Source organism: Staphylococcus sp. HMSC055A09 (genome assembly GCF_001809655.1).
Lineage (GTDB): Bacteria > Bacillota > Bacilli > Staphylococcales > Staphylococcaceae > Staphylococcus > Staphylococcus capitis.
Genome location: NZ_KV798349.1, coordinates 36709 through 61145, shown reverse-complemented (window position 1 = coordinate 61145; position 24437 = coordinate 36709). Strand labels below are relative to the sequence as shown.

Genomic DNA, 24437 nt, shown 5'->3' with positions numbered 1-24437 from the left:
TATATAATTCAATAAATATTTAAATACATTTGCTTTAAGAATTTTCTGTAAATTTACAGTGTTGTAACAACAAAATATGTTTTTTAATTCAAACAAAAATAAAATGCCGTCATAATCGTTTTCCAACAGATTCGACTAAAATGTTGGATTATAACAAACCGTGTAACAATATTAGCAAAAAATTACAAAACGTTAACAAGCCACACAAGCATACTTTTTTCTGATAAAGTATTGCTTGTCGTTAAAAAAGAACGAAAGAAATTAGTAACTCATTGGTCACATGACTATTAAATAAAAAAGATAATTTAATTCTCAGGAGGATATTTAACAATGAAAAAAATCGCTACAGCTACAATCGCAACTGCGGGAATCGCTACTTTCGCTTTTGCACACAACGATGCTCACGCAGCAGAACAAAATAATGGTGGTTATAATCCAAATGATCCAACTTCATATAGTTACTCATACACTATCGATCAACAAGGAGATTACCACTACACTTGGAAAGGTAACTGGAGCCCAAATCGTTTAAATTCTCATAACAATTATAGTTACAGTAACTACTCAAATAATAATTACAATAGCAGTAATTATAGTAATTCTAATAACCAAACTGGTGGCTTAGGTGCTAACTATTCTTCAACAAGTCGTAACGTACATGTAACAACAACTTCTGCTCCATCTTCAAATGGTGTGTCATTATCAAACGCATCTTCAGCAGGTGGTAACTTATATACTTCAGGTCAATGTACATACTATGTATATGATAAAGTTGGTGGAAAAATCGGCTCTACTTGGGGTAACGCTAATAACTGGGCAAACGCTGCCGCTTCAGCAGGATATACAGTAAATAACTCACCTTCACAAGGTGCGATTTTACAAACTTCACAAGGTGCATTTGGTCACGTTGCCTATGTTGAGAGTGTCAACAGCAATGGTTCAATTACTGTTTCAGAAATGAACTATGGCCACGGTGTAGGTGTTGTAACATCACGTACTATCTCAGCTAGTCAAGCTGCTTCTTATAATTATATTCACTAATAATGCAATTATATTTAATAACGTCAAGCATTCATTCCATTTTAGGTATGAATGCTTTTTTTATTCATTGAATGCCCTATCAATTTAAAAATAATTAAACATAAAAAAGGCCTATTACTTAGAAAGTAATAGGCTAAAAATAGTTTTTTCTAAAACAAATTCAAATGTTCTTGTTTAGTCTTTCTATATCATTTTAAAATTGATAATTAAGATGTATAAAAGAATTCGTTACATACAGTCAAGTATTTATTCCGCTACAAAATAAATACAATCACTATATAGAAGGATATTAATATGCTAAAACCAACACTAGATATAATCGCTACAAGTTATATCTATGTATATTGTTTCAACATATTTAGTATATTCCACTCTGTAAAAATATTAAACTTAACTTTTATTTAATTTCTTTATACCTATACCTGTAAAACCGTAAGTAATTGCTATTAGTGCACACAAGTAACAAGGTACTGTCCAAATAAAGAAATCTCCTACTGACACATTTAATTGGTGTGAATAATATATACCTGAAGTTCCCCATGGAATAAGTGGTAAAATCATAGTGCTTGAATCTTCAAGTGTTCGAGATAATACCGATCTTGATAAATTCATCTTTTCAAACATTTCTTTCATTAACACACCAACCATGATAATTACAATAGAAGCAACACCTGCTGCAAAAACAAGCATCAAACTACAAACCACTGTAATAAGTATAAGAGTTCCAACTGATTTTACACCTTTAGATACAGTATTTAACATGACATCTAAGCATCCTGCTTTTTCTACAATACCTGCAAAGGCATAGCCACAAAAAATAGTAACAATAATTTCTGTCATGCTCATCATACCACCTTGTTCTATTAAAGTGGTCACATTCTTAGATAAGTGTGATTGATTTACCATACTATGATTAAAACCTTCAAACATTGCTTTCAAACCATCAACTATATTGAAATGATTATTAAATGTCCCAACAATTAAAGCACTTAAACTAGAAATGAGCATGGATGGTACTGTAGAGACTCTTAAAAATAAACAAACCGCAATTACAACTAAAGGAATCCATACAATTAAATTAATGTTATAAACTTTATCTAACTCATGGAGTAATGTCTGTATTTGTTTAGGATTCGTATGACCTTTTGAATGCAATCCCGCAAAGAACCACACAATCATGCCAATGATGGATGCAGGAATTGTTGTCCACATCATTGATTTGATATGAGCAAAGATATTCACTTTAGTAACTAATGCGGCTAAATTAGTTGTATCTGATAAAGGCGACATTTTATCGCCAAACACTGCACCTGCAATAATTGCACCTGCAGCCATACCAGGCGCTACGCCTAACTGATTTGAAATTGAAATCAATGCTATACCTGCTGTGGATGCTGACCCCCAAGCTGTACCTGTAGCGACCGAAGTAATTGCACTGATGATAAATGCAGAAACTAAAAAATAACTCGGATTTAAGAACTTTAAGCCATAATAAATCAATGCTGGCACTGTTCCAGAAAACATCCAACTGCCAACTATAATCCCTACGGCTAAAATGATAAAAATAGCAGGCATAGCTGTAGTAAGCCTCTTAGTTATACCTTCTTCTAATTCTTCCCATCTTAACCCAACTCGATATGCAATAAATGCAGCATAAGCTGATGATATTAATAATAATATCTGAATAGGTATATTAAAGAAGATAAATCCTATTACTACCACTATTACCATAAATATAATCGTAGATAAGGACTCCAAAAATGTGGGTTTCCTGTACTTATGCGTCATATTAATTGCTCCCTTCAGCAGTTTTTTGATGCAAAACCTCTTTTCGTAAACTTGTGATTAAATTTTTATTCTAAATCTAATTTTTCTAATCCTAATTCTTCTATTGTCAACCCTTCTTCAAAGAAGTCTCGTTCGAGAATTGTTGATGCGATAACTATAACCGCATCAATATTAGGTGTTGGTACATCTATAACTCTCCCTAAACTAGACCATAAGACTAATCCATAAGCGATATCTTCAGTTAAATATCTATTTTCTACATGGTTAGGTCCCGGTATTTTAGAAAATACTGGACTCGTATTAAATAGACGATTTAAAGGTTCATCTTCATCTTGTCGTTCTAAATAACCTCTTTGAATACGAGATTCTTTTGCTGTAGATAACTCAAACCCTAATTTTCTCCCTAAATTCAATCGTTCAAGTTCAATCGCATGTAATAATCGAACTGTATGTTTAGTTATCCCTTCTTTATATAATGAGAAATTCTCAGCATAATCTATTCGACCTACGTTTAGTAAAGTAGGACCCGGGTGTACTTCTGGGTTACCATTCTCTAGATTTGTCTTTAAAAGACTTTCCTCTTTAACTAGATATTCATAAATTTGTGATACTTTTTCGTAACTATCATTTAATTCACTTCTATCAAATGTTGAGAAAAATACTCTACGTACATTAAGTGATAAATCTACTCGCGCATTTTCAAAATCAACACGTGTACCATAAGTAAGCGTGTTGGCTTCAGCAAAATTAGGGTGTACATCAATGTGACGATCCTCTAAAACGTTCATAAAACGAATAGACCCCATAGAAGCAGCTATGTTGAAAAAGATAAGATGATTATCTGTCACAAAGTGAGACATGACTTTAGCATAATATTCAATAAAGGATGATGGAATAATGACTTGAACGATATCTGCATCTTCTAGAACATATTCAATATCATCACTAATATTTGTGAAAGGTATAAATTTTTCTTGTCCTTCATTATTAAAATCAAAACCGCCTTTTTCGAAAGCAGCATTAAATTTTTCAATTGACTCGTTACGACAATACAATCTTACGTCATGACCTTTGTCTACCATATCGACAGCCGCAGTTACTGCACCATTACCTGAACCTACAATAGCTATTTTCATAATTTTCCTTCTTTCTTCATTAAAATAGTTGCGTTCATGTTTGTTAATTTAAATAATCCAATAAAAAAGGAGTGGGTCTGAATTCATCAATCGTATAGGAAGAATTCTGCGGCCCGCCCCGCGATAACTATAAATAACGTGTTTAATAAGTATGAGTCAAAGCCATTCACTTACTCAAAAACATGACTTCTTCTGTATAATAACAATACTATATAACCGAATAAACCATTTTTTAAACTTATTCAATATTTGAAGTTGAAAATTTAAATTTATCATTTAATAATATATTCTATTTTGATATAGTAATAAGTGTATTATGTATATAAATAATAAATTCGGAGGCTATTCATTATGAATAATAGTGAAAATCATCGTTTTGATCATTCAGAAACAACTTCAGAAGGTCAAATGTCATCTCAAAACTTAAATAGTGAACGAAACCAATCTAATCAAAATAGTGATTACCAACAATATAATAGAAGCAATCAGTATACTTCACAAGAAAACAATCAAATCGCAAAAGATGAAGAGCAAGACGAGCGATTAATGTCAATGTTAATTTATCTATTAGGTTTATTTACAAGTTTTATTGGTCCACTTGTAATATGGTTAGTAAAACGAAAAGATTCTAAACTTATAGATACAGCTGGAAAGACATATCTAAATTACTACATTTCTTATTTTATATATTCTGTAGTTGCAGTGATTTTAGTCTATGGCTTTCTTTTCATATCAACCTTGAGTGATAATAATACAGGTATTCAAATTTTTGCATTAATTTGTATGTTAATTCTCACTCTTGCCTTACTTGTTTTATCAATTATTAGTATAGTATGTACTATTATTGGGTGCGTTAAGTATTTTTCAGGCAAAACCTATAAAATACCATTCAGCCTCCCTATCATAAAATAAAAGTTAGGTCTTATTTTATTACAATAACCTGTAACAAAAGCTTAAGTTTTTAAACAACAAAACCTATTTAATTTTAAGAACAGTGCTTCATTGAAGTTTTGTAACACACTGTAACCTTGACTAACGTTTATTACAACGATGGTCAAGGTTTTTTTAATTGGTTTACGAAAGCGTAACATCAATCACAAACATAAAATATTTTGTTAGAGTTGTTGTGTCGTCAAAGATGACGAATAAATAACATAAAATGATATATTCTTACTCATTGGTCGCTACACCTTTAAGATATATCATATTATTGTTTTATTTTTGGGAGGACTTTTAATTATGAAAAAATTAGTTACAATTACGACATTAACAGCAGGTATTGGTGCATCTTTATTTGGAACTACGACAAACGCACATGCTGCAGAAAATAGTCATGGTAATCAACAGTGGAATCAACATTCTCACCATCCCATGAACAATGGTTTTCAAGAACATAATAATCACTTGAAGCATTTTAACTATCACCCACAACGTCCATTTAACTACTACAAGGATCAGCATAGCTTAAATCAAAATACACATACACACACTTTTAAAAATACAATTACAACATCATCTGACTTAAACTCCTCATCAAGCTCTAATTCAAGCAGCTCATCTACTACTTCAACTAAGATAACGTCTTCTTCAGGAAACTTATATACAGCTGGTCAATGTACTTGGTATGTTTATGATAAAGTTGGAGGTAAGATAGGTTCAACTTGGGGTAACGCAAATAACTGGGCAACATCAGCTCAATCAGCTGGTTATACTGTTAATCATACTCCAGAAAAAGGCTCAATTCTTCAATCATCTGCAGGTGCATATGGACATGTTGCTTATGTAGAGAGTGTTGGTAGTGATGGTTCAGTTACTGTATCAGAAATGAATTATAATGGTGGACCATACGTTGTAGATACACGTACAATCTCATCTAGTGAAGCAAGTTCTTACAATTACATTCACCTCGACTAAACACTATATTTACAACTATCTTATAGCTCTAACTCCCGTCAAAGTTGCGATTTATATCTAAGTAACTTGACGGGTTTTTAATTCAATATACTAAATTAATACTTAACTATTACGTCAATTTTTAAATATTGCTACACTATCACTTATTTGAGAAAATAGTGATATCACTTTAAATTGGAGGCAATTGATAATGCAATGGCTAAAGGTAATTATAGCTGGATTTGTAGAAATCATCTGGGTTACAGGATTAGATAATGCGCATTCTTTATTAAGTTGGGTTGTTACCCTCTTTTTTATTGCCCTCAGTTTCTATCTTGTCATTGATGCATCTAAGCATTTACCAGTAGGTACCGTTTATGCTTTTTTTGTAGGTATAGGTGCTGTAGGTACGGTACTTGTAGATATGATTTTCTTCAATCAACCCTTTACACCTACCAAGCTTATATTAATCATAATTCTTATTGCAGGTATTATAGGCTTAAAACTCACTACTAATGAAAATGAAGAAGGAGGTCAATAACGATGGCGTGGATTTTTCTTTTAATAGCCGGAAGCTTAGAAATACTCGGTGTGGTACTACTGAATGAATTATCACGTACACAAAATAAATTATTCATCATATTACTTGGCCTCGCCTTTATTTTAAGCTTTAGCACTTTAAAACTTGCCATGCATGAAATACCTATGGGCACAGCTTATGCTATTTGGACAGGTATAGGAACCGCAGGCGGTACCATTATCGGCATGTTATTTTATAAAGAATCGAAACACTTTAGTCGAATTATTTGCATTTTAATGATACTTGTAGCTGTAGTCGGATTACGTTTGATTGGCTAATTTATATAGTGAAATAGTTCATAAGAATCTTATATACTGCCATTAGCCAAGCTATTTTAATCTTAATGTGGTTGAACGCTTTCTATTGTTTGCGCTTTCTTCTTTTACTATACTATTAATAAAGAAGGAGTGATAATTATGGAAAAAGTATATATCGCAGGCGCAATTCCTGAAGTAGGATTAAACTTATTGAAAGAACATTTTGAAGTTGAGATGTACGATGGCGAGGGAATTATTGATAAAGAAACTTTAAAAGAAGGCGTTAAAGATGCCACTGCTTTAGTAAGTTTACTCTCTACTAATGTGGATAAAGACGTAATAGATAGCGGTAAAAATCTTAAAATTATTACTAACTATGGCGCTGGTTTCAATAATGTTGATGTCGATTATGCAAGGGAAAAAGATATCGATGTGACTAACACACCTAAAGCATCCACAAATGCAACTGCTGATTTAACAATTGGCTTGATACTTAGCGTTGCCCGTCGAATTGTCGAAGGTGATGAATTATCAAGAACTAAAGGCTTTGACGGCTGGGCGCCTCTATTTTTCCGTGGAAGAGAAGTTTCAGGCAAGACAATTGGAATTATTGGTTTAGGAGAAATTGGTGGTGCTGTTGCCAAACGTGCACGTGCATTTGATATGGATGTATTATATTCAGGCCCACACCGTAAAGAAGAAAAAGAAAGAGAAATCGGTGCTAAATATGTAGATTTAGATACTTTATTAGAGAATGCAGACTTCATTACTATTAATGCGGCTTATAATCCTGACCTTCATCATTTAATTGATAGTGAACAATTTAAACAGATGAAATCCACAGCATATCTAGTTAACGCTGGTCGAGGACCTATCGTCAATGAACAAGCACTTGTACAAGCGCTTGAAAATAAAGAAATCGAAGGCGCTGCCCTAGATGTATATGAGTTCGAACCTGAGATAACAGATGAGCTCAAATCGTTTAAAAATATTGTTCTTACACCACATATCGGTAATGCGACATATGAAGCTAGAGATATGATGGCTAAAATCGTTGCAAATGATGCAATTAAAAAATTAAATGGTGAAGAACCACAATTCGTCGTAAATCGTAAATAATTTATCACTCTAAACGTACAAAAGGTGAGCGGAACATTTAATGTCGTCCGCTCACCTTTAATTATTTTTCTTTTGATTTATATAAAAATGTTGCTTGTGATGATGCATAAGCGTTAGGCATCATTTTCATAATTGAATTGCGTATGTTCACAATTAATTTATTACGTTTCTGTGCAACCTTTCCAATTTTTCTTGATCGCTTAATTACCTTGGCAGTGTGCTTAACACGTAATTTATCATATCGTTCAAGTGCTTTATCGAAATCATAAGCTTCCAAGCAATTGACTAAAACGATTGCATCTTCCATCGCTTGTCCAGCACCTTGCCCCATATTTGGTGAAGTAGCATGGGCAGCATCTCCTAATAAAATTGTTCTTCCATATACAAAGGTTCTTAAAGGTTTCATATCATAAATGTCATTTAATAATATGCCCGTCTCACTTTGCTTATCAAGTATTTGTCGTACTTCATTTGGAAAATGATTAAAATATGCTTGTAAATGCGGTTTACCAAATGTTTGATATTTAGGATCCCTTTCTTTAGCTGGAACCGTAATGAACCAATAAGCTTGGTTATTTAATAATGGAACAACACCAACTCTTCCCTTTGCACCCCAATATTCATTAGCTACATGTTCATTTTTAAGATTGACATCATCAACAATCCCTCTAAAGCAAGTATAGCCCTGATAAATCAACTTGGTAGAGGCACCAACAGCTTCCCTTACATTTGAGTGAATGCCATCTGCTCCGATACACAAATCAAATGCTTCACTTTCTTGTGTTGAAAAGTGAACTGTTACTTTAGAATTTGTTTGTTCTAAACCAGTCACTAAATGATTAGTATATATTGAAGAAGACTTAACATATGATTGAATAATATCTATTAAAGTTTGTCGCGCTAGCGTTACATTTAAAGTATTATTTTTTAATTTAGCGGACACTAATTCGCGCCCACGTTCATCATATACATTCATAGCTGTTAGATTTTGACCAGCGTTTTTAATGCCCTTTTGAAGATCATGATTACCCAATTTTTTTAGTACATTATCCCCTATTCCTATCCCTGCACTTACTTCACTAATTGAATTATTCTTCTCGAAAATTTTCACTTCATGACCTTGCTCTTCTAATAATGCAGCGACAGTCAAACCACCAATTCCTGCGCCTACAATTGCAACTTTCATTGTTTTTACACCTCAAATTTATCATTCGTTAATATTTTATCATATGTTTAGTTGTTTAAAAGTTTGTCGTCACACTTTTAATGGTAAATTTTACATATCTAAATAAGGTTAGCGACATTGATGACCATGTGCTAACCTCATTGCTATCTATAGTATTTTTTTCGTATATTTTCTTTTTTAATACCAAAGTTGTCATAATATTTTTTCATCATATCAGCAATATTGTCTACCCACTTAATATCACTCGCATATTGGTGTTGCCCAGGATTCTGTGGATTCCAACGCATTTGATATAAATTAAGTTGATTATTTTCAAAATAATGATTACGTACGAAAGATGCGCCACCCATAATTGCTTTACTAGGTGTAGTCCAGGATTGTTGTTTAGCATAGCTTTTACCAGTATGGACAGCATTTTCATCGAAAGCGCCAATTCCATAAAAGTTGTAGTATCTATGACTTCCATCCTTAACGCCTTTAGCAAGTTCTGATTTCCCGTTCCCAGTTTCTACTAATGCATGACTTATTAAGTAAATAATATTAACTTCATATTTATCTTGAGCTTTTATAAAGGTATGGCCTTGATCTTCAAGAATACCTTTACCTTTTAAAATATGATTGACTTCTGATTCAGACATAGGCACTTTTTCAGAAATATCCATATATTTCAACGGATTGTCTCCATGGCTAATACTCATGGCTTGTTCAACATCTTTTTCTTTCGCATTGACAAACTTTCCATCTCTCTCTTTAGTATTTAGCGTACCTTCACCTATCTGTCTTTCTACAGCTTCATTGAAAGTATATTTGATATCATTTTTGAAAAGATTAGTATCAAAAATGAGGAATAGAATTCCAAATATTACTAAAATAGCTATTATTAAGATTGTCGTTATACGAAATCTAGTATTCTTCATTGTTATCTAACTCCCAAAGCTTTATTTTGATAAAACGAAATATGCGATAACAATTGCAATGACAACAATAAAGAATGATACATTGATTGCAATCTTCATACCTGTGCGATCTCTAAACATGACATTAAATATGACTAGACTAATAGCTAAAGATACTGCGAAGAATGCTATTGCAAGCATAAGTTTTAGCATAATTAGAAATACAATACCAATAACTAATAAGACATTGGAAGTGATTGCCATGGCTTTCAAAATATTAGGATTGATACGACTTCACTCCTTTATTTAAACTTTTCAATATACATTTCATCATACATGAAAATTTATAGATATGCGATATTAAAATAGAGGCTCGGAAGTCATTATAGAATGCTTCTTCGCCCCTATGCTCACATAATCATTGATATGATTTTATTCTCGTGACATGCCCTTAAGTAAATTAAGCATGTAAGTTAAACTACGATTCATGTCGTCATCTTTAAGGATACCCATTAAGTTTCTAATAGATGTACGTGCATTAGGACTTGCTTGGTTTGCAACATGAAGACCTTTGTTAAGACGATTAAGCATTTCACTTAAATCTTTCACATTTAAGTCACCAAGTAAAAAGACCATTTGTGCCATATTAGATAATAATCCTGTGTAAATATCCTTATTTAACTCCACTGCAAACTTATTGATAATTACTTGTCGTGCTTTAAATCCACCATTGAGTGCATCTAAAATTTTCGCTTCATCTAAAGTATGAATTAAACGGATTGCTTTAAGAATGCTATCTTTATTCTCAGCAATAGCATCAAGGACTTCGTTTAAATTTTCATTCTTTATTTGCTCAGGTGACTTTTTTAGACGTTTAATTTCAGTAATTCTTTCAGCCATTATTTATCACTCTGCTTCCCTGGGAATACGTAATCAGAACGATTCCATTTTTTCTGTACTTGAACACTATATTGAGGATGACGATGTTTATCAACACGGAAGTTAGTTGGATTTAATGGTGACTTACCACGTTTAGATATAACCTCCATGCGTGCATTTGTTCGCTTGTATGACGGTGTATCAGTGTATTTATCTACATCACTATTTGTGAGTAAGTTAATTGCTCCCATATCTCCATTTTCTAAAGCATCATTATTAAGTGGAATATAGATTTCTTTACCTTTAACTCTATCTGTAATATGAGCTACCAACGTTGCTTCACCAGTTTCTGAAATCAATTTGATTTCAGCACCTTCATGTATATCACGATCTTGTGCTAGTTCTGGTGAAATCTCAACAAATGGATGTGGTACTTTATATCTAATCATTTCAGTTTGATAAGTCATGTTACCTTCATGGAAATGTTCAAGTAAACGACCATTATTAACATGAATATCATAAACTTCATCTTCTTTGAAGAAATTATCAAATGTTAATGGATAAAGCTTTGCCTTTTTATTTTCAAAGTTAAATCCATCTAAATAAAGAATTGGAGAATCTTTCCCATCTTTATCTACAGGCCATTGAAGACTATTAAAACCTTCTAAACGGTCGTAGCTTACACCTGCATATGACGGAGTAAGTCGAGCGATTTCATCCATCACTTCTCCAGGGTGACTATAATCCCAATCTGCGCCTAATTTATTAGCAATAAGTTGGAATATTTCCCAGTCTGGTTTAGAATCCCCCAGTGAATCTAACGCTTTATATAAACGTTGCACACGACGTTCCGTGTTGGTAAATGTACCATCTTTTTCTAGAGAAGGACTTGCAGGTAATACCACATCAGCATAAGTAGCAGTGAATGTTAAGAATTCATCTTGTACAACCATGAAGTCTAATTTCTCAAAAGCTGCTTGAACAAAATTAATATTAGAATCTACGATACCTGTGTCTTCACCATATAAATAAAGTGAATGAACGTCTCCATTATGGATACCTTCTATCATTTGATGATTATCGCGACCAGGAGTTGCACTTAATTCTACGCCATATTCTCTTTCGAATTTAGCTCTAATTTCATCATCAGTAACAAGCTGGTAACCAGGGAATTGATCAGGCATACTACCCATATCACTACAACCTTGTACATTATTATGACCACGAAGAGGATATGCTCCAGCGCCAGGCTTTCTATAATTACCAGTTACAAGTAATAAATTAGAAACAGCTGTACTTGAATCACTACCGATGTCTTGTTGCGTGATACCCATCGCCCAGCAGATTGCAACTGATTCAGCTTTCGCAACTTCATGAGCGAACTTAATTAATCGTTCTTTTGGAATACCTGTTGTTTCTTCAGCGAACTCCATTGTGAATGGTTCTAATGATTTATAATATTCATCAAAATAATCGACCCATTCGTCTAAGAATGCCTTATCATGTAAATCATTATCGATAATATACTTTGTCACCGCGCCTAACCATACTAAATCAGTACCTGGTTTGGGTTGATAAAATTCATCTGCACGTTCAGCCATTTCATGTTTTCTAATATCAAAGACATGGGATTTTTGACCGAATAATTTTTGAGCACGTTTCATTCTTGAAGCAATGACAGGATGTGCTTCAGCAGTATTTGTACCAATCAACACTGTCATAGCTGCCTTTTCTAAATCATCAATACCACCAGCGTCGCCGCCGATTCCTACTGTACGAGTCAAACCTTTCGTAGCTGGTGCTTGGCAATAACGTGAACAATTATCTACGTTATTTGTTCCTATCACTTGTCGAGCAAATTTTTGCATTAAATATGACTCTTCATTCGTCGCTTTAGAAGATGAAATAAATGACAAGCTATCTGCACCGTGTTGATCTTTAATATTGTTAAAGTTATCTGCCATCACTTGCAGTGCTTCTTCCCATTCTACTTCATGGAAAGCACCATCTTTCCTTACTAATGGCTTAGTAATACGTTGATCAGAGTTGATGTGCCCCCATGAGAATTTACCCTTAACACATGATGCAATTTTATTAGCAGGAGAATCATGAGATGGTTGAACTTTTAAAATTTCTCTATCTTTTGTCCAAACTTCAAATGAACAACCAACACCACAATATGTACATACTGTTTTAGTTTTATTTATACGTTCTTTACGCATTTCAGATTCTGAGTCAGAAAGTGCCAATAATGGACCATATCCTGGTTCAGATTTTTTGATTAAGTCGATCATTGCTACAAGTGACCCTGGCTCAGTATCAGTCATGTAACCAACGTTGCCTTCCATATTCACTTCCATCATGGCATTACATGGACATACTGTTGCACATTGACCACATGATACACATGAAGATTCATTAATTGGTACATCATTATCCCAGATGACACGTGGATGTTCACGATCCCAATCAATGCTTATTGTTTCATTTACTTCTATGTCTTGGCAGGCTTCAACACAACGACCACATAATATACATTGGTCTGGGTCGTAACGATAGAATGGACCATAATCTTTCTCATAAGGTTTTTCTTTATATTCATATGTTTGATGCTGGATGCCCCACTCATCCATAGTATTATGGATTTCACAGTCTCCATTATTATAGTCACATACCGTACAATAAAGCATATGTTTTTCTAAAATACGATCTAATGCTTCTTTTTGACTTGATTTAACATCGTTGTTATCTGTTTTTACATTCATTGGACGGTCTATTGTTGTGCCACATGCACGCGCAATTTCTCCATCAATTTCAACCATACATGTATCGCATGTTTGAATTGGCCCCATCGATTCATTGTAGCAAATCGCTGGAACGAAAGTATCTCGAGATCGAATAAACTCAAGTAAATTTGTGCCTGGTTCGACAAGATAATCTGTGCCATCAAGTGTGACTACCAAATGTTCTTGCATAGGCTCACCCCATTTATATTAATTTTACCGTAATAGACTTTTCATGTTAGCTAGATCTATCTGAAAAATACCCCACATATATTTCAAGATAGAATTATCTAAATTGTATTACTTTACTTGCAAAAAGTTAAGAATTTATAAATAATTTATATTCATAAATTACTTATTTGAAAATCATTATCAATTAATGATCCTTTTACTTATTACATTTAATACTTATATACCTTGTAAAAATACATTATAAACACAAAAACACTGTGAGAATGGTTCTCACAGTGCTCATATACAGTTTATAAATCTAAATTATCTCTTAGTAGTTGCGTGTTGCTATTTTTAGAAGCATCACTTGGGACAAAGTAATATAAACCATCACTTTGAATACCACCTTCTCCGTCAAGTTGATGACGGTTTACGTTATCGTTAGCATCTTTATAATTTTTTCTGACAAGATTCAGATCACTTAATGATAAATCAGTTTTAACATTTTGCTGTATTTCGCTCATTAATGAATTAAAATGTGTTATTGATGTTGGACTTGTCATTTTATTAGCCATAGCTTCAAGTACAAGTTGTTGGCGTTCTTGTCTACCAAAGTCCCCACCAGCACCTTCTTCCTTGCGGCTACGTATAAATCTCATTGCAGCATCCCCATCAACATGTGTTTTTTGCCCTTTTACAAAATGTAAACCACTAATTGTGAAGGTGTCATTACTTACCACATCCACACCACCTAAGGTATCAATCATATCGTGTAATCCATCCATATCAATTGTTGCATAGTGGTCAATTGGTACATTCATTAATTTCTCTAAAGAATTTACCGCCATATTGGGTCCTCCGTAAGCATAGGCATGAGCAATTTTTTCTGTCGTACCTCGTCCTACAATTTGAGCTTGAGTATCACGAGGAATACTAACGAGTTCTGTTTTTTTCTCTTTAGGATTAATTGATAAAATCATAATGGTATCGCTACGCTCTCCACCACCTTGATGTTTTCGCTCCGCATCTGAATCCACACCAAATAATGCAATTGTAAAAGGGTCGCCTTCTTTTAAATTAACCTTTCCTGAGCGTAACTCTGAATGGCTTCTATTTAGAGGATTATGTATCTTATCCCCTGTAATAAATATCTTGGCACAGATGTATATTACTGCAATAACAGCGAGTAAAAATAATACTCCTACTATCCAAAGTAAAATTTTAGTTGGCAGGCTCATTTTTCTTTTATCTGAACGTTTCACTCCTACCACTCCTTTACATTTATTTCATATTCATATTCCATAGATAATTATATTATAAAATAAATTATTTACTATACATCTGTAGACCTATTCATTTATACATTTCGAATAACTTAAAAATGAATTTTAACTCACATAATTATAATTGAGGACAACAATAAAGCCTTAAAAAGAAACTCTTTCTAAGGCTCCGACATTAACAATTCACTTATACAATTATATTAATATAATTGTACTTATTTTTGATAGCCCTTACCGCTATTCAAAATATCCAGTACATCTTGATGACAACCAGGGTTACTAATTATAAAAGGGCCACCCTTACCAAAATCAACTTTGCCACCATCTAAGCTAGTCATTTTCAAATTAAGTTCTTGCGCAAAAAGAAACTGAGCGGCTATATCCCAAGGTTTAGGATTCGTATTCATGTGAGCGCCGAATTGACCTTTAATGACTCTAATTGAATCTAAACCACATGAACCAATAATTCGATAACTAAATGAAGTTTGGAAAAGTGCGTTTATCGTTCTATCATTTAAAACATGTGGGTTAAACGACAATATTGCATCTTCAATGGTTAGTGTTGCAGGCTTTAACATCGGTAAATCATTCTCATATGCTCCCTCACCTGCTATTGCTTTATATAATTTATTATGAGGATAATCGTAGATATAAGATAGTTTTGGCTCTCCATCCACAAAGTATCCTAGTATAATACAATAATCTTCTTGTTGCTTTACAAGGTTAGCCGTACCATCAATAGGATCCATAATCCAAACATGTCCATGATAAGGATCAATATCATCATTATTTTTTTCTTCAGCTAATAGTAGATGCCCAGGTAATTGATTTGACAAGAATGTTTGAAAATGGTCTTGAATCTGTTTGTCTACGTTAGTAACTAAATCAAAACGATCCTTTTTAGTATCTGTATGCATCTCTTGAATAAGACGCGGTAAAATATCATCAACAATTTTTAACCAATCACAAATTAAACGATCAATCTGCTTTAAACTTTCTGTCATCCTATGTTTCACCACCAAATAAAATAAATTTATGTAGAATTAATAAATCAGTTATATATTATAAGTAAACTTTAATTATCGAAATCTCTCTATTTACTTATATTTATTTTATACGAAGTCATCAAGATTTTGGAATAATAATTAATAAGTTTTTAAAAAAGAAAAAATCGGCTAGTCACGAGCTAGCCGACAAATAGAAAGGAAAGTAAGTAATAAATATTGAAGATGTTTTGATGTAACTCGAACGATTACACAGCTATCTGTTATATAGCTCTACCCCTTTGTCTAATCGCTCCCCCTGTTACAAATATTATAGTAACATAATGATTTTTATATTGTAAGCGTTTTCTAAAAGAAAAATAAGAAATTTTACACTTTTGTACCGACCAAAAATAAGAAAATGTCATCATTGTCGCTTATATGTTATAATAAATGTAATATGTAATGTTTATGGAGGTGACTTTCATTGAATAAATTAGAACGCCAAAATCAAATCATTCAGTCTATACAAAATTCAGATAAAATGACCGCTTCACAACTTGCAAAACTATTTAAAGTTTCGAAACGTACTATTTTAAGGGATATTGATGATTTAGAAGAACAAGGTGTAAAAGTGTACGCACAACACGGTAAACTCGGTGGTTATCAAATTAAAGATGCTCAATCAAAAATTTCTTTATCTTTAACAGAAAATCAACTGTCAGCGTTGTTTCTTACACTAAATGAAAGTCAGTCTTATTCTACTCTCCCTTATCAAACAGAAATTCAAGCCATTATTAAACAATGTTTAGGTTTACCTCAAACACGATTACGTAAGCTATTAAAAAAGATGGATTATTATATTAAATTTGAAGATAGTAATAATTACTCATTACCACAACTATTTTCGGATATATTAATATACTGTACAGAACGAAATGTCATGCTTGTTGATTATATTGAAGAAGGAAAAGCGCACGCTGAAAATGTTATTTTTATAGGTTTATTGTGTAAAGATGGTCAGTGGCATGCAGTGATCTTTGATATAGGTCGTGGTCATACACGTGAATTATCAATCATGGACATACACGATATTTCTTACTCATTCGAAAAAACTATTAAAACTCAAGATATCTCAATAGATAACTATCAGCAATTTTTAAACCCAGCTGACATAAACAGTTAATGTGAATCAGCTGGGTTTTTAAACTAATTATAAAATATTGACCATAGAGTATAGATAAATGACACTAGATTATTTAACATATGCAAGCTAATCGATGCTGCTAAATTTCTCTTTGAAACTAAATACACTGAGACTAAAGCAATGGCTAAAATAAAGTATGCTCCGAATTCAAACGGTGATTTCGCATCAGTTACATGTATGTAAGTAAATAATACAGCTGATATAATCCCCATTACAATAAAATTAAACTTCTTTCCTAACTCTCCTATTAGTATGTGTCTAAACACTAATTCTTCGACGATAGGTCCTACAATCACGATTAATAAAAACGCGAAAGGTATAAATGCATGTAATTTGAACAATTGATCTAAAGCCATCTCATTTTGCGTATCAGAATATTGTAGATGCTTAGGTAAAAACTGCATTAACCATTCATATAAACTAGACAAACCATACGCTAATAAAAAAGCGATAATAATAATGAACCATCGTCGTTTCAAGTATTGTAAACCTTTTTTAAACCTCTCTCCAAATGTATGGATGTGTAAAAAGTAAAATACAAATATCACAACAACATAAGCCATTAACTGCGCTAATGTACTAATCATCGCTAATTGTAACTGTGACATATGTTTTAGAAAAAGCGCACCTAGCGCCATACCTGCAACGCTAAATAGAAAAAGTCCCACCAATACTACTGCAATTAGACTTAAATCTCTCCACGCAATATCACTAAATTTATATTTTTTCTTAACTTCTTTCTGCCTCATAGACGTTTCCTTTCTATTACTCAATCATTTTTAAAATTTATTGGAGGAATTATGAATTATTTAGAAATCACACGACACATTGAACAACGAATTATAAAATTGCTCTCTCTGACTGAAAATGCTAAATATTATGTACTCAATCATCATAACAAATTTGAAGAAACTTTGAACGTATTTAATCAAGAAGTAGAAGTTGAAAAAATTTGGATAGAATCGCATAAATCAATATTAAGTACCACACCAGAATTAACATCTTACTATTATGTCATTCTTCATTTATCAGAACACCCTCTTATACCAATCAAACAAGGAGACATGCTTTTTTATATTCATATCAAACAACTTTTATTACATGAACAACTTTTAAAAATCAAACCTTCGACTTCCTAATTATTATAAATTTATCTTTAATTTCATTTATCAACGTTTCGATACATTGCACTTATTTAAATTTCATGTAACTTAAAACATCATGTGCTTTAAATTTTAATATTATATTATTCTAAAAATACCTCAAATTGTAAACGTTTAATAATAGCGTTATAATCGTACTGATTAAGTATTTAAAAGGAGTGTTAGATGTGCTTGGCTTCTCAGTTTATTTAGGAAATGCTTTAGATAAAGAGTATATTCTTAACATGGCTTCTATGGGTTATGATGTGATCTTTACATCTTTACAAATCCCTGAAGAAAACAAGCAACATCAGTTGTCATATTTTGGGGAATTATGTCAGCTTCTTTCATCATATAATATCACTTATATCATTGATGTTAATCCTTCTTTACTTAATCCAACGCTTTACAGTTATTTAAATCAATTGCCACATGGGGCATTTTCTATACGTATTGATGATCAATTGGATGTTGAACTCATCCATGAAGTTCAAAGTCATGGTTTCCAATGCTGTCTTAATGCGAGTAATATCACAGAAGATATGTTGAAGCGCATTTATAAACAAGATTATCAGTCTCAACTATTATACTGTCACAATTATTATCCACGACCTGATACAGGTCTTTCATATTCTTTCATTGAATATAAAAATCAACTTATTAAAACTTACGATAAACATGCAAAAATATATGCCTTTATACCAGGAACAGAGCTAAGAGGCCCTTTACATAAAGGGTTACCAACAGTTGAGTCACATCGTTCATCACATCCTTTAGTTGCTACGCATGAATTACAATCCCTAGATATCTCTCATGTTATTATCGGTGACACAGCAATCAATTTATTAATTGCTCAACAATTGTCTGATATGATGCATCGTCGACATTTTACGCTCAAGCTTAAAGACTTGGATCCATCATTTTCTGAGAGAGTCTTAAGAACACATACATCGCGCATTGACGCACCAGAGCATATCATACGTTCTCAATATTCACGTGTTAACAATGATACTCCTATAGATCCTATAGGAATAACTGAAAGAGACATTGGGGATATCACTGTAGATAACCAACTAAATGGGCGATATGAAGGTGAAATTCAAGTCGTTAAAACACCACTCAAAGGACATTCTCATATTAACCATATTGCAACAGTGAGCGATGAAGATCTTCAATTATTAACACTGATTCAGCCTGGAGATACTTTTAGATTTACATATACGAAGGAGAATGACAATGAATCGTTTAACAACAGAAACTCGTAACACTCAAACGATGCATTTAGATGAAATGACTATTCAAGATGCACTACTAACAATAAATCGTGAGGATCAAAAAGTACCAAAAGCCATTGAACAAGTGATTCCTCAGTTATCACAGGTTATAACTAGTGCTATCCAACGTTTTAATCGTGGAGGAAGAATAATCTATATAGGCGCTGGTACAAGTGGACGTCTTGGCGTTTTAGATGCTGCTGAATGTGTACCAACTTTTAATACACGTCCTGAAGAGGTCGTTGGTATTATTGCTGGTGGTCAAAAAGCGATGACCGTCGCAGTAGAAGGGGCTGAGGATGATAGCGAGCAAGGCGCACAAGACTTAAAAGATATTCAGCTAAATGATAATGATATTGTTATTGGAATATCTGCAAGTGGTCGCACACCTTACGTCAAAGGCGCCCTCACTTATGCAAACGATATTCATGCTGATACTGTTGCTCTTTCGTGTAATACAAATAGTGAAATAAGTGCTTGTGCAGAGCATATTTTAGAAGTTAATGTGGGACCAGAAGTTTTAACAGGATCTACTCGTTTAAAATCTGGCACTGCTCAAAAACTCATATTAAATATGATTTCTACAATGACAATGATTGGGGTCGGAAAAGTATATGATAACTTAATGGTGGATTTACGACCTACGAATAAAAAATTGGTCAATCGTTCAATCACCATTATTCAAGATATATGTGATTTAGATGAACAAGCTGCACAAACATTGTATGAAGAAGCGGGAAATCATATTAAAACAGCAGTTGTCATGTATTTATGTAATACAACTAAAGAAGATGCAGAGACGCGTTTATATAAAAGTAATGGAGTGATCAAGCAAGCCATCAACGTTTAAGGGGGAGTTTCCATGAACAAAGAAGAACGTCTTGCTAAAGATATCACTAACGCCGTTGGTGGTAATCATAATATTGATAATATTATTCATTGTATGACTCGTGTTCGAATTAAAATTCATGATTACGATAAAGTTAATTACAATGAATTGAAAAGTATTGATGGTGTTTTAGGTGTTGTTGAAGATGAACGCCTCCAAGTTGTAGTTGGACCAGGCATTGTTAACAAAGTTGCAAATTATATGTCTGAAACAAGTGGCGCACCTTTAGATGATGATACTTCTCATACTGAAAATACAAGCTATAAAGCGCAAGCTGAAGAACAAGCACGACAAAATAAACAGAATTTTCAAAGTCATCGCAAACAAAGTAAATGGAATAAAGTTTTAAAGTCCATTGCTAATATTTTCATACCTTTAATCCCAGCATTTATAGGTGCCGGGTTAATAGGTGGTATTGCAGCGATATTAAATAACTTATTAACAGCTGGAACTCTATCTGGAGATTGGCTTAAACAAGTTGTTTCAGTGCTGAGTGTCATTAAAGATGGGATGCTCGCCTACTTAGCTATCTTCACTGGAATCAATGCAGCGAAGGTGTTCGGCGCTACGCCTGGATTAGGTGGTGTAATTGGTGGTGCAACCTTACTTACTGGTATAACTGATGAAAACCCAATTAAAAATATCTTTACTGGTGAACACCTCGTCGCGGGTCAAGGTGGAATTATTGGCGTTATATTTGCAGTATGGTTGCTTAGTTTAATTGAAAAAAGATTACATAAAATAGTCCCAAATGCTATCGATATTATTGTAACTCCAACTATTTCATTATTAATTATTGGTTTATTAACATTGTTTATTATAATGCCAGTTGCTGGCTTTATATCTGATGGATTGGTGCATGTCATTAACTGGATTATTGGTGTAGGAGGCATATTTAGTGGTTTCATCATTGGTGCTTTCTTCTTACCACTAGTCATGCTAGGATTGCATCATATTTTCACACCAATTCATATCGAATTAATTAATAAAACGGGTTCTACTTATCTGTTACCTATTGCAGCTATGTCTGGTGCTGGACAAGTCGGTGCCGCATTAGCTTTATGGGTTAGATGTCGTAAAAATACTAAATTACGTAATACTTTAAAAGGTGCTCTACCTGTTGGTTTCTTAGGTATTGGAGAACCTTTAATTTACGGAGTCACATTACCATTAGGTCGACCATTCTTTACAGCTTGTATTGGCGGCGGTATTGGTGGCGCTGTTGTTGGTGGTATTGGTCATATCGGTGCTACAGCTGTAGGGCCTAGTGGTATTTCTCTTCTACCGTTAATAGATAATCATATGTACCTCGGTTATATTGCAGGTTTACTTGCTGCTTACGCTGGAGGTTTCATTTTCACTTATTTCTTTGGCACGACTAAAGAAATGAGAAATTCTGATCAAATGGGTGATTAAATTGCCAAACATTTTAAATGAAATTGACAACCAGTACCCCTACCTAACTAAAAATGAAAAAAAGATAGCTCAATTCATACTCAACTCACCTCATAAGGTAGTTAATATGAATTCTCAAGATATAGCAGAAGTTTTAGATACCAGCCCCTCCTCTATAATAAGGTTTAGTAAGAAAATAACTGAAGGTGGCTTTCACGAACTTAAAATTGGTTTATCTAAATTTCTGCCTAAAGAAGCATCTGTATACAATGTTGAACTTGTAGACAATGAAAATACAGATTCTCTCAAAAAGAAAATGCACTCTCGTGCTAAAGGTGCGCTTAACAACGCCAATGAAAAAATTGACGATAAGACGATAGACCGAATTTGCGATTTATTTAAATGTGCAGAAACCATTTTCATCTATGGTTATGGTGCTTCATTTGTAGTGGCTACAGATTTATATCAAAAATTATCTCGCATTGGTTTAAATATACAATTGGTACAAGAAACACATATCTTCACGACCATGTTAGCGACACATAATGCTAAAGACTGCGTCGTATTTATTACAAACAATGGTATGCAAAGTGAAATGCGTTCAATAGCCAAAGTTGTTTCAGACTATCATATACCAGTTGTTACTATTACTAGTACGAAAGATAATCCAGTAGCCAATCGTTCAGATATCGTCTTGTCTTACGGCCAAACTGATGAAAATGAAATGCGCATGGTTGCAACGACTTCATTGTTTGCACAAATGTTTACAATAGATGTACTTTATTATCGTTACATTGCTCTAAATTATCAATCATCCTTAGATTTTATAACACAATCTAAAATGGCTTTGGATAATTACCGTAAACATTTATCAAATATTGAATTTAAACATTAAATAAATAAAAAAAGCGATTTGTCATACTCTAAATTTCTTTATATTAGAGTGTATGAACGAATCGCTTTTTTGTTTAACTATATAGCTATTATTCTAAGCCTTTTTGGTTTTTCTGAGTTAATGCTGCTTTTTTAGCTTGTTGATCCTTTTTATTATAACGAACGAAATAATAAAGTGTCACAACTGCTAGGAACACAATACCAATAACTACAGAAACAACTGTTTCTTTATTAAATAGCATACCGATTAAGACTAAAATTAGGAATGCTATTGTAAGATAGTTAGCAAATGCGCCTCCTGGCATTTTGAACGGATGATTTTTAACTTCTTCAGGATGTAACTTTCTAAAGCGTAAATGACTGAATAAAATCATAAACCAAGGAATCATTCCTGGTAATATAGATGCACTATAAACATAAACGAAAATACTTGCTGCACCTTTAATAAATAAAGGGAGAATGACGTTTAGTAATGCACCGATTAAGATACCGATTGATACTGCAAGTACTGTGTAGAACGGAACACCATTTTTTAATACTTTCGAGAAAATCTTAGGCATTTGTCCTTGCTTAGATAATGTATAAATCATACGGCTAGCACTAAATATACCTGAGTTACAACCTGACATAGCAGCTGTTAATACAACAAAGTTTATTAAACCAGCTGCGAAAGTAATCCCTACTTTAGCAAATGTCGCAACGAAAGGACTTCCTATGTCACCTAATTTGTCCCAAGGATAAACAGAAACGATTACAAAAATTGCACCAAGATAGAAGATTAATATTCTCCAAATAACTCCATTCACTGCTTTAACAATATTCTTTTGAGGATCTTTAGTTTCTCCAGCAGAAATACCAATGAGTTCAACCCCTTGATAAGATCCAATAACTATTGACAGTGCGAAGAAGAAACCAACGATTCCATGTGGCATAAATCCACCATGAGACCATAGATTTGAAATCCCTATTGCATGACCACCATTACCAATTCCGAATAAGATTAAGCCAAAACCTGCGATAATCATTAAAATAATTGTAATAACTTTGATTAATGCAAACCAAAATTCAAATTCCCCAAAGGCTTTAACTGAAACAAGGTTTGCTCCCATTAATAATGCCACTGCTACGATACCAGGTATCCAGTTAGGTAAATTTGGGAACCAATAGTTCATATATTCACCAACTGCGATAACTTCACTCATCCCTACTACAACCCATTGGAATATATTACTCCAAGCCGTCATATAACCCGCTGCTGGGTGTATGTAATCACTTGCAAATGTTGCGAATGATCCAGTTGTAGGATTAAGATAAATCATTTCCCCCATTGCTCTCATAATTAGGAATAAAAATATACCAGCGATTAAGTATGCAAAAATAACTGATGGGCCAGTCCATTTGATTGTACTTGTTGCCCCCATAAACAGACCGACACCAATTGTTCCCCCAAGTGCAATCATTTGCATCTGACGTGCACTTAGTCCCCTTTGTAATTCATTGTTTTCCATAACTTTACCCCATCTCTAAATCTAGATTATTATTTTAATGATAATCTTATTTCCGTAATTATACTACAAATTGACGAAATTGAAACAAAATTTTTACAATTTAATGAAATCGCTTACACATGTATCATAGCAA

General features: G+C 33.2%; 23 protein-coding genes. 12 read left to right on the top strand and 11 right to left on the bottom strand.

From position 1 onward, the window contains the following. Positions 1 to 330 precede the first annotated feature (330 nt). On the top strand, positions 331 to 1041 hold the full coding sequence (locus tag HMPREF2642_RS00465) for a CHAP domain-containing protein (protein WP_049428300.1): 711 nt from the start codon (positions 331 to 333) through the stop codon (positions 1039 to 1041). A 390-nt stretch (positions 1042 to 1431) separates the two neighbouring features. On the opposite strand, the gene nhaC is transcribed toward HMPREF2642_RS00465, so the two are convergent. Further along, complete coding sequence (nhaC, locus tag HMPREF2642_RS00460; protein WP_037550066.1) at positions 1432 to 2829, bottom strand: Na+/H+ antiporter NhaC; 1398 nt, start codon at positions 2827 to 2829, stop codon at positions 1432 to 1434. 65 nt (positions 2830 to 2894) lie between these two features. Beyond that, positions 2895 to 3965 (bottom strand): NAD/NADP octopine/nopaline dehydrogenase family protein, encoded by a 1071-nt coding sequence (locus tag HMPREF2642_RS00455; protein WP_070597519.1) that lies wholly within the window; start codon positions 3963 to 3965, stop codon positions 2895 to 2897. Between the two features lie 351 nt (positions 3966 to 4316). On the opposite strand from HMPREF2642_RS00455, the gene HMPREF2642_RS00450 reads away from it, so the two are divergent. The 5 genes from HMPREF2642_RS00450 (at position 4317) to HMPREF2642_RS00430 (ending at position 7814) form a co-directional block, all read left to right on the top strand. Beyond that, on the top strand, positions 4317 to 4877 hold the full coding sequence (locus HMPREF2642_RS00450; RefSeq protein WP_049428303.1) for a DUF4870 domain-containing protein: 561 nt from the start codon (positions 4317 to 4319) through the stop codon (positions 4875 to 4877). A gap of 327 nt (positions 4878 to 5204) precedes the next feature. Then, positions 5205 to 5879, top strand: a complete 675-nt coding sequence (locus HMPREF2642_RS00445; RefSeq protein WP_049428305.1) for a CHAP domain-containing protein — start codon at positions 5205 to 5207, stop codon at positions 5877 to 5879. 190 nt (positions 5880 to 6069) lie between these two features. Next, positions 6070 to 6399 carry a DMT family transporter gene (locus HMPREF2642_RS00440; protein ID WP_002432921.1) on the top strand — a complete coding sequence of 110 codons (330 nt, stop codon included), beginning with the start codon at positions 6070 to 6072 and terminating at the stop codon, positions 6397 to 6399. A 2-nt stretch (positions 6400 to 6401) separates the two neighbouring features. Further along, positions 6402 to 6716, top strand: a complete 315-nt coding sequence (locus tag HMPREF2642_RS00435; protein WP_002432642.1) for a DMT family transporter — start codon at positions 6402 to 6404, stop codon at positions 6714 to 6716. Positions 6717 to 6854: 138 nt separating this feature from the next. After that, positions 6855 to 7814, top strand: a complete 960-nt coding sequence (locus HMPREF2642_RS00430) for a 2-hydroxyacid dehydrogenase family protein (RefSeq protein ID WP_070597517.1) — start codon at positions 6855 to 6857, stop codon at positions 7812 to 7814. Between the two features lie 61 nt (positions 7815 to 7875). Here the strand turns inward: HMPREF2642_RS00430 and HMPREF2642_RS00425 are convergent, their stop codons facing one another. The 7 genes from HMPREF2642_RS00425 to HMPREF2642_RS00395 form a co-directional block, all read right to left on the bottom strand. Continuing rightward, positions 7876 to 9000: an FAD-dependent monooxygenase gene (locus HMPREF2642_RS00425; RefSeq protein ID WP_049428309.1), complete on the bottom strand. Its 1125-nt coding sequence runs from the start codon at positions 8998 to 9000 to the stop codon at positions 7876 to 7878. A gap of 143 nt (positions 9001 to 9143) precedes the next feature. Then, positions 9144 to 9917, bottom strand: a complete 774-nt coding sequence (locus HMPREF2642_RS00420; protein WP_002432770.1) for an N-acetylglucosaminidase — start codon at positions 9915 to 9917, stop codon at positions 9144 to 9146. Between the two features lie 21 nt (positions 9918 to 9938). After that, a complete protein-coding gene (locus HMPREF2642_RS00415) occupies positions 9939 to 10160 on the bottom strand; it encodes a hypothetical protein (protein ID WP_002443867.1) in 222 nt (73 codons plus the stop codon). Between the two features lie 168 nt (positions 10161 to 10328). Continuing rightward, positions 10329 to 10796: a helical membrane plugin domain-containing protein gene (locus tag HMPREF2642_RS00410; protein WP_002432356.1), complete on the bottom strand. Its 468-nt coding sequence runs from the start codon at positions 10794 to 10796 to the stop codon at positions 10329 to 10331. Continuing rightward, the gene (gene fdhF / locus HMPREF2642_RS00405) at positions 10796 to 13750 is read right to left on the bottom strand and encodes a formate dehydrogenase subunit alpha (protein ID WP_049428310.1); all 2955 of its coding nucleotides are present in this window, start codon (positions 13748 to 13750) and stop codon (positions 10796 to 10798) included. Before fdhF ends, HMPREF2642_RS00410 begins: the two co-directional genes overlap by 1 nt. 290 nt (positions 13751 to 14040) lie before the next feature. Further along, a complete protein-coding gene (locus tag HMPREF2642_RS00400; protein ID WP_002432962.1) occupies positions 14041 to 14991 on the bottom strand; it encodes an LCP family glycopolymer transferase in 951 nt (316 codons plus the stop codon). A gap of 236 nt (positions 14992 to 15227) precedes the next feature. Beyond that, positions 15228 to 16016, bottom strand: a complete 789-nt coding sequence (locus HMPREF2642_RS00395; RefSeq protein ID WP_049428315.1) for an inositol monophosphatase family protein — start codon at positions 16014 to 16016, stop codon at positions 15228 to 15230. A gap of 466 nt (positions 16017 to 16482) precedes the next feature. Between HMPREF2642_RS00395 and HMPREF2642_RS00390 the strand changes: the two genes are divergently transcribed. Further along, positions 16483 to 17181, top strand: a complete 699-nt coding sequence (locus HMPREF2642_RS00390; protein WP_002432593.1) for a helix-turn-helix transcriptional regulator — start codon at positions 16483 to 16485, stop codon at positions 17179 to 17181. A gap of 23 nt (positions 17182 to 17204) precedes the next feature. Here the strand turns inward: HMPREF2642_RS00390 and HMPREF2642_RS00385 are convergent, their stop codons facing one another. Further along, entirely contained in the window at positions 17205 to 17951 is a 747-nt protein-coding gene (locus HMPREF2642_RS00385) for a CPBP family intramembrane glutamic endopeptidase (protein WP_049428317.1), read from the bottom strand. Between the two features lie 51 nt (positions 17952 to 18002). Between HMPREF2642_RS00385 and HMPREF2642_RS00380 the strand changes: the two genes are divergently transcribed. The 5 genes from HMPREF2642_RS00380 (at position 18003) to HMPREF2642_RS00360 (ending at position 22797) form a co-directional block, all read left to right on the top strand. Beyond that, a complete protein-coding gene (locus HMPREF2642_RS00380) occupies positions 18003 to 18341 on the top strand; it encodes a hypothetical protein (protein WP_002453833.1) in 339 nt (112 codons plus the stop codon). A 191-nt stretch (positions 18342 to 18532) separates the two neighbouring features. Beyond that, positions 18533 to 19609 carry a MupG family TIM beta-alpha barrel fold protein gene (locus tag HMPREF2642_RS00375; RefSeq protein WP_070597515.1) on the top strand — a complete coding sequence of 359 codons (1077 nt, stop codon included), beginning with the start codon at positions 18533 to 18535 and terminating at the stop codon, positions 19607 to 19609. After that, the gene (gene murQ, locus HMPREF2642_RS00370) at positions 19581 to 20468 is read left to right on the top strand and encodes an N-acetylmuramic acid 6-phosphate etherase (protein ID WP_049428320.1); all 888 of its coding nucleotides are present in this window, start codon (positions 19581 to 19583) and stop codon (positions 20466 to 20468) included. Before HMPREF2642_RS00375 ends, murQ begins: the two co-directional genes overlap by 29 nt. A gap of 12 nt (positions 20469 to 20480) precedes the next feature. After that, positions 20481 to 21923 (top strand): PTS transporter subunit EIIC, encoded by a 1443-nt coding sequence (locus tag HMPREF2642_RS00365; protein ID WP_070597513.1) that lies wholly within the window; start codon positions 20481 to 20483, stop codon positions 21921 to 21923. A 1-nt stretch (position 21924) separates the two neighbouring features. Continuing rightward, positions 21925 to 22797, top strand: a complete 873-nt coding sequence (locus HMPREF2642_RS00360; RefSeq protein WP_070597511.1) for a MurR/RpiR family transcriptional regulator — start codon at positions 21925 to 21927, stop codon at positions 22795 to 22797. A gap of 88 nt (positions 22798 to 22885) precedes the next feature. Here HMPREF2642_RS00360 and HMPREF2642_RS00355 read toward each other — a convergent pair whose 3' ends face one another. Beyond that, complete coding sequence (locus HMPREF2642_RS00355) at positions 22886 to 24304, bottom strand: amino acid permease (RefSeq protein WP_002432870.1); 1419 nt, start codon at positions 24302 to 24304, stop codon at positions 22886 to 22888. Positions 24305 to 24437: the final 133 nt, after the last annotated feature.

Excerpts from the sequence above, each read along its gene's own strand:
- HMPREF2642_RS00420 (WP_002432770.1), bottom strand. The coding sequence starts at position 9,917 with ATGAAGAATACTAGATTTCGTATAACGACAATCTTAATAATAGCTATT.
- HMPREF2642_RS00440 (WP_002432921.1), top strand. The coding sequence starts at position 6,070 with ATGCAATGGCTAAAGGTAATTATAGCTGGATTTGTAGAAATCATCTGG.
- HMPREF2642_RS00465 (WP_049428300.1), top strand. The coding sequence starts at position 331 with ATGAAAAAAATCGCTACAGCTACAATCGCAACTGCGGGAATCGCTACT.
- HMPREF2642_RS00450 (WP_049428303.1), top strand. The coding sequence starts at position 4,317 with ATGAATAATAGTGAAAATCATCGTTTTGATCATTCAGAAACAACTTCA.
- nhaC (WP_037550066.1), bottom strand. The coding sequence starts at position 2,829 with ATGACGCATAAGTACAGGAAACCCACATTTTTGGAGTCCTTATCTACG.
- HMPREF2642_RS00415 (WP_002443867.1), bottom strand. The coding sequence starts at position 10,160 with ATGGCAATCACTTCCAATGTCTTATTAGTTATTGGTATTGTATTTCTA.
- HMPREF2642_RS00455 (WP_070597519.1), bottom strand. The coding sequence starts at position 3,965 with ATGAAAATAGCTATTGTAGGTTCAGGTAATGGTGCAGTAACTGCGGCT.
- fdhF (WP_049428310.1), bottom strand. The coding sequence starts at position 13,750 with ATGCAAGAACATTTGGTAGTCACACTTGATGGCACAGATTATCTTGTC.
- HMPREF2642_RS00445 (WP_049428305.1), top strand. The coding sequence starts at position 5,205 with ATGAAAAAATTAGTTACAATTACGACATTAACAGCAGGTATTGGTGCA.
- HMPREF2642_RS00365 (WP_070597513.1), top strand. The coding sequence starts at position 20,481 with ATGAACAAAGAAGAACGTCTTGCTAAAGATATCACTAACGCCGTTGGT.
- HMPREF2642_RS00380 (WP_002453833.1), top strand. The coding sequence starts at position 18,003 with ATGAATTATTTAGAAATCACACGACACATTGAACAACGAATTATAAAA.
- HMPREF2642_RS00395 (WP_049428315.1), bottom strand. The coding sequence starts at position 16,016 with ATGACAGAAAGTTTAAAGCAGATTGATCGTTTAATTTGTGATTGGTTA.
- HMPREF2642_RS00430 (WP_070597517.1), top strand. The coding sequence starts at position 6,855 with ATGGAAAAAGTATATATCGCAGGCGCAATTCCTGAAGTAGGATTAAAC.
- HMPREF2642_RS00410 (WP_002432356.1), bottom strand. The coding sequence starts at position 10,796 with ATGGCTGAAAGAATTACTGAAATTAAACGTCTAAAAAAGTCACCTGAG.
- HMPREF2642_RS00385 (WP_049428317.1), bottom strand. The coding sequence starts at position 17,951 with ATGAGGCAGAAAGAAGTTAAGAAAAAATATAAATTTAGTGATATTGCG.
- HMPREF2642_RS00435 (WP_002432642.1), top strand. The coding sequence starts at position 6,402 with ATGGCGTGGATTTTTCTTTTAATAGCCGGAAGCTTAGAAATACTCGGT.
- HMPREF2642_RS00425 (WP_049428309.1), bottom strand. The coding sequence starts at position 9,000 with ATGAAAGTTGCAATTGTAGGCGCAGGAATTGGTGGTTTGACTGTCGCT.
- murQ (WP_049428320.1), top strand. The coding sequence starts at position 19,581 with ATGAATCGTTTAACAACAGAAACTCGTAACACTCAAACGATGCATTTA.
- HMPREF2642_RS00355 (WP_002432870.1), bottom strand. The coding sequence starts at position 24,304 with ATGGAAAACAATGAATTACAAAGGGGACTAAGTGCACGTCAGATGCAA.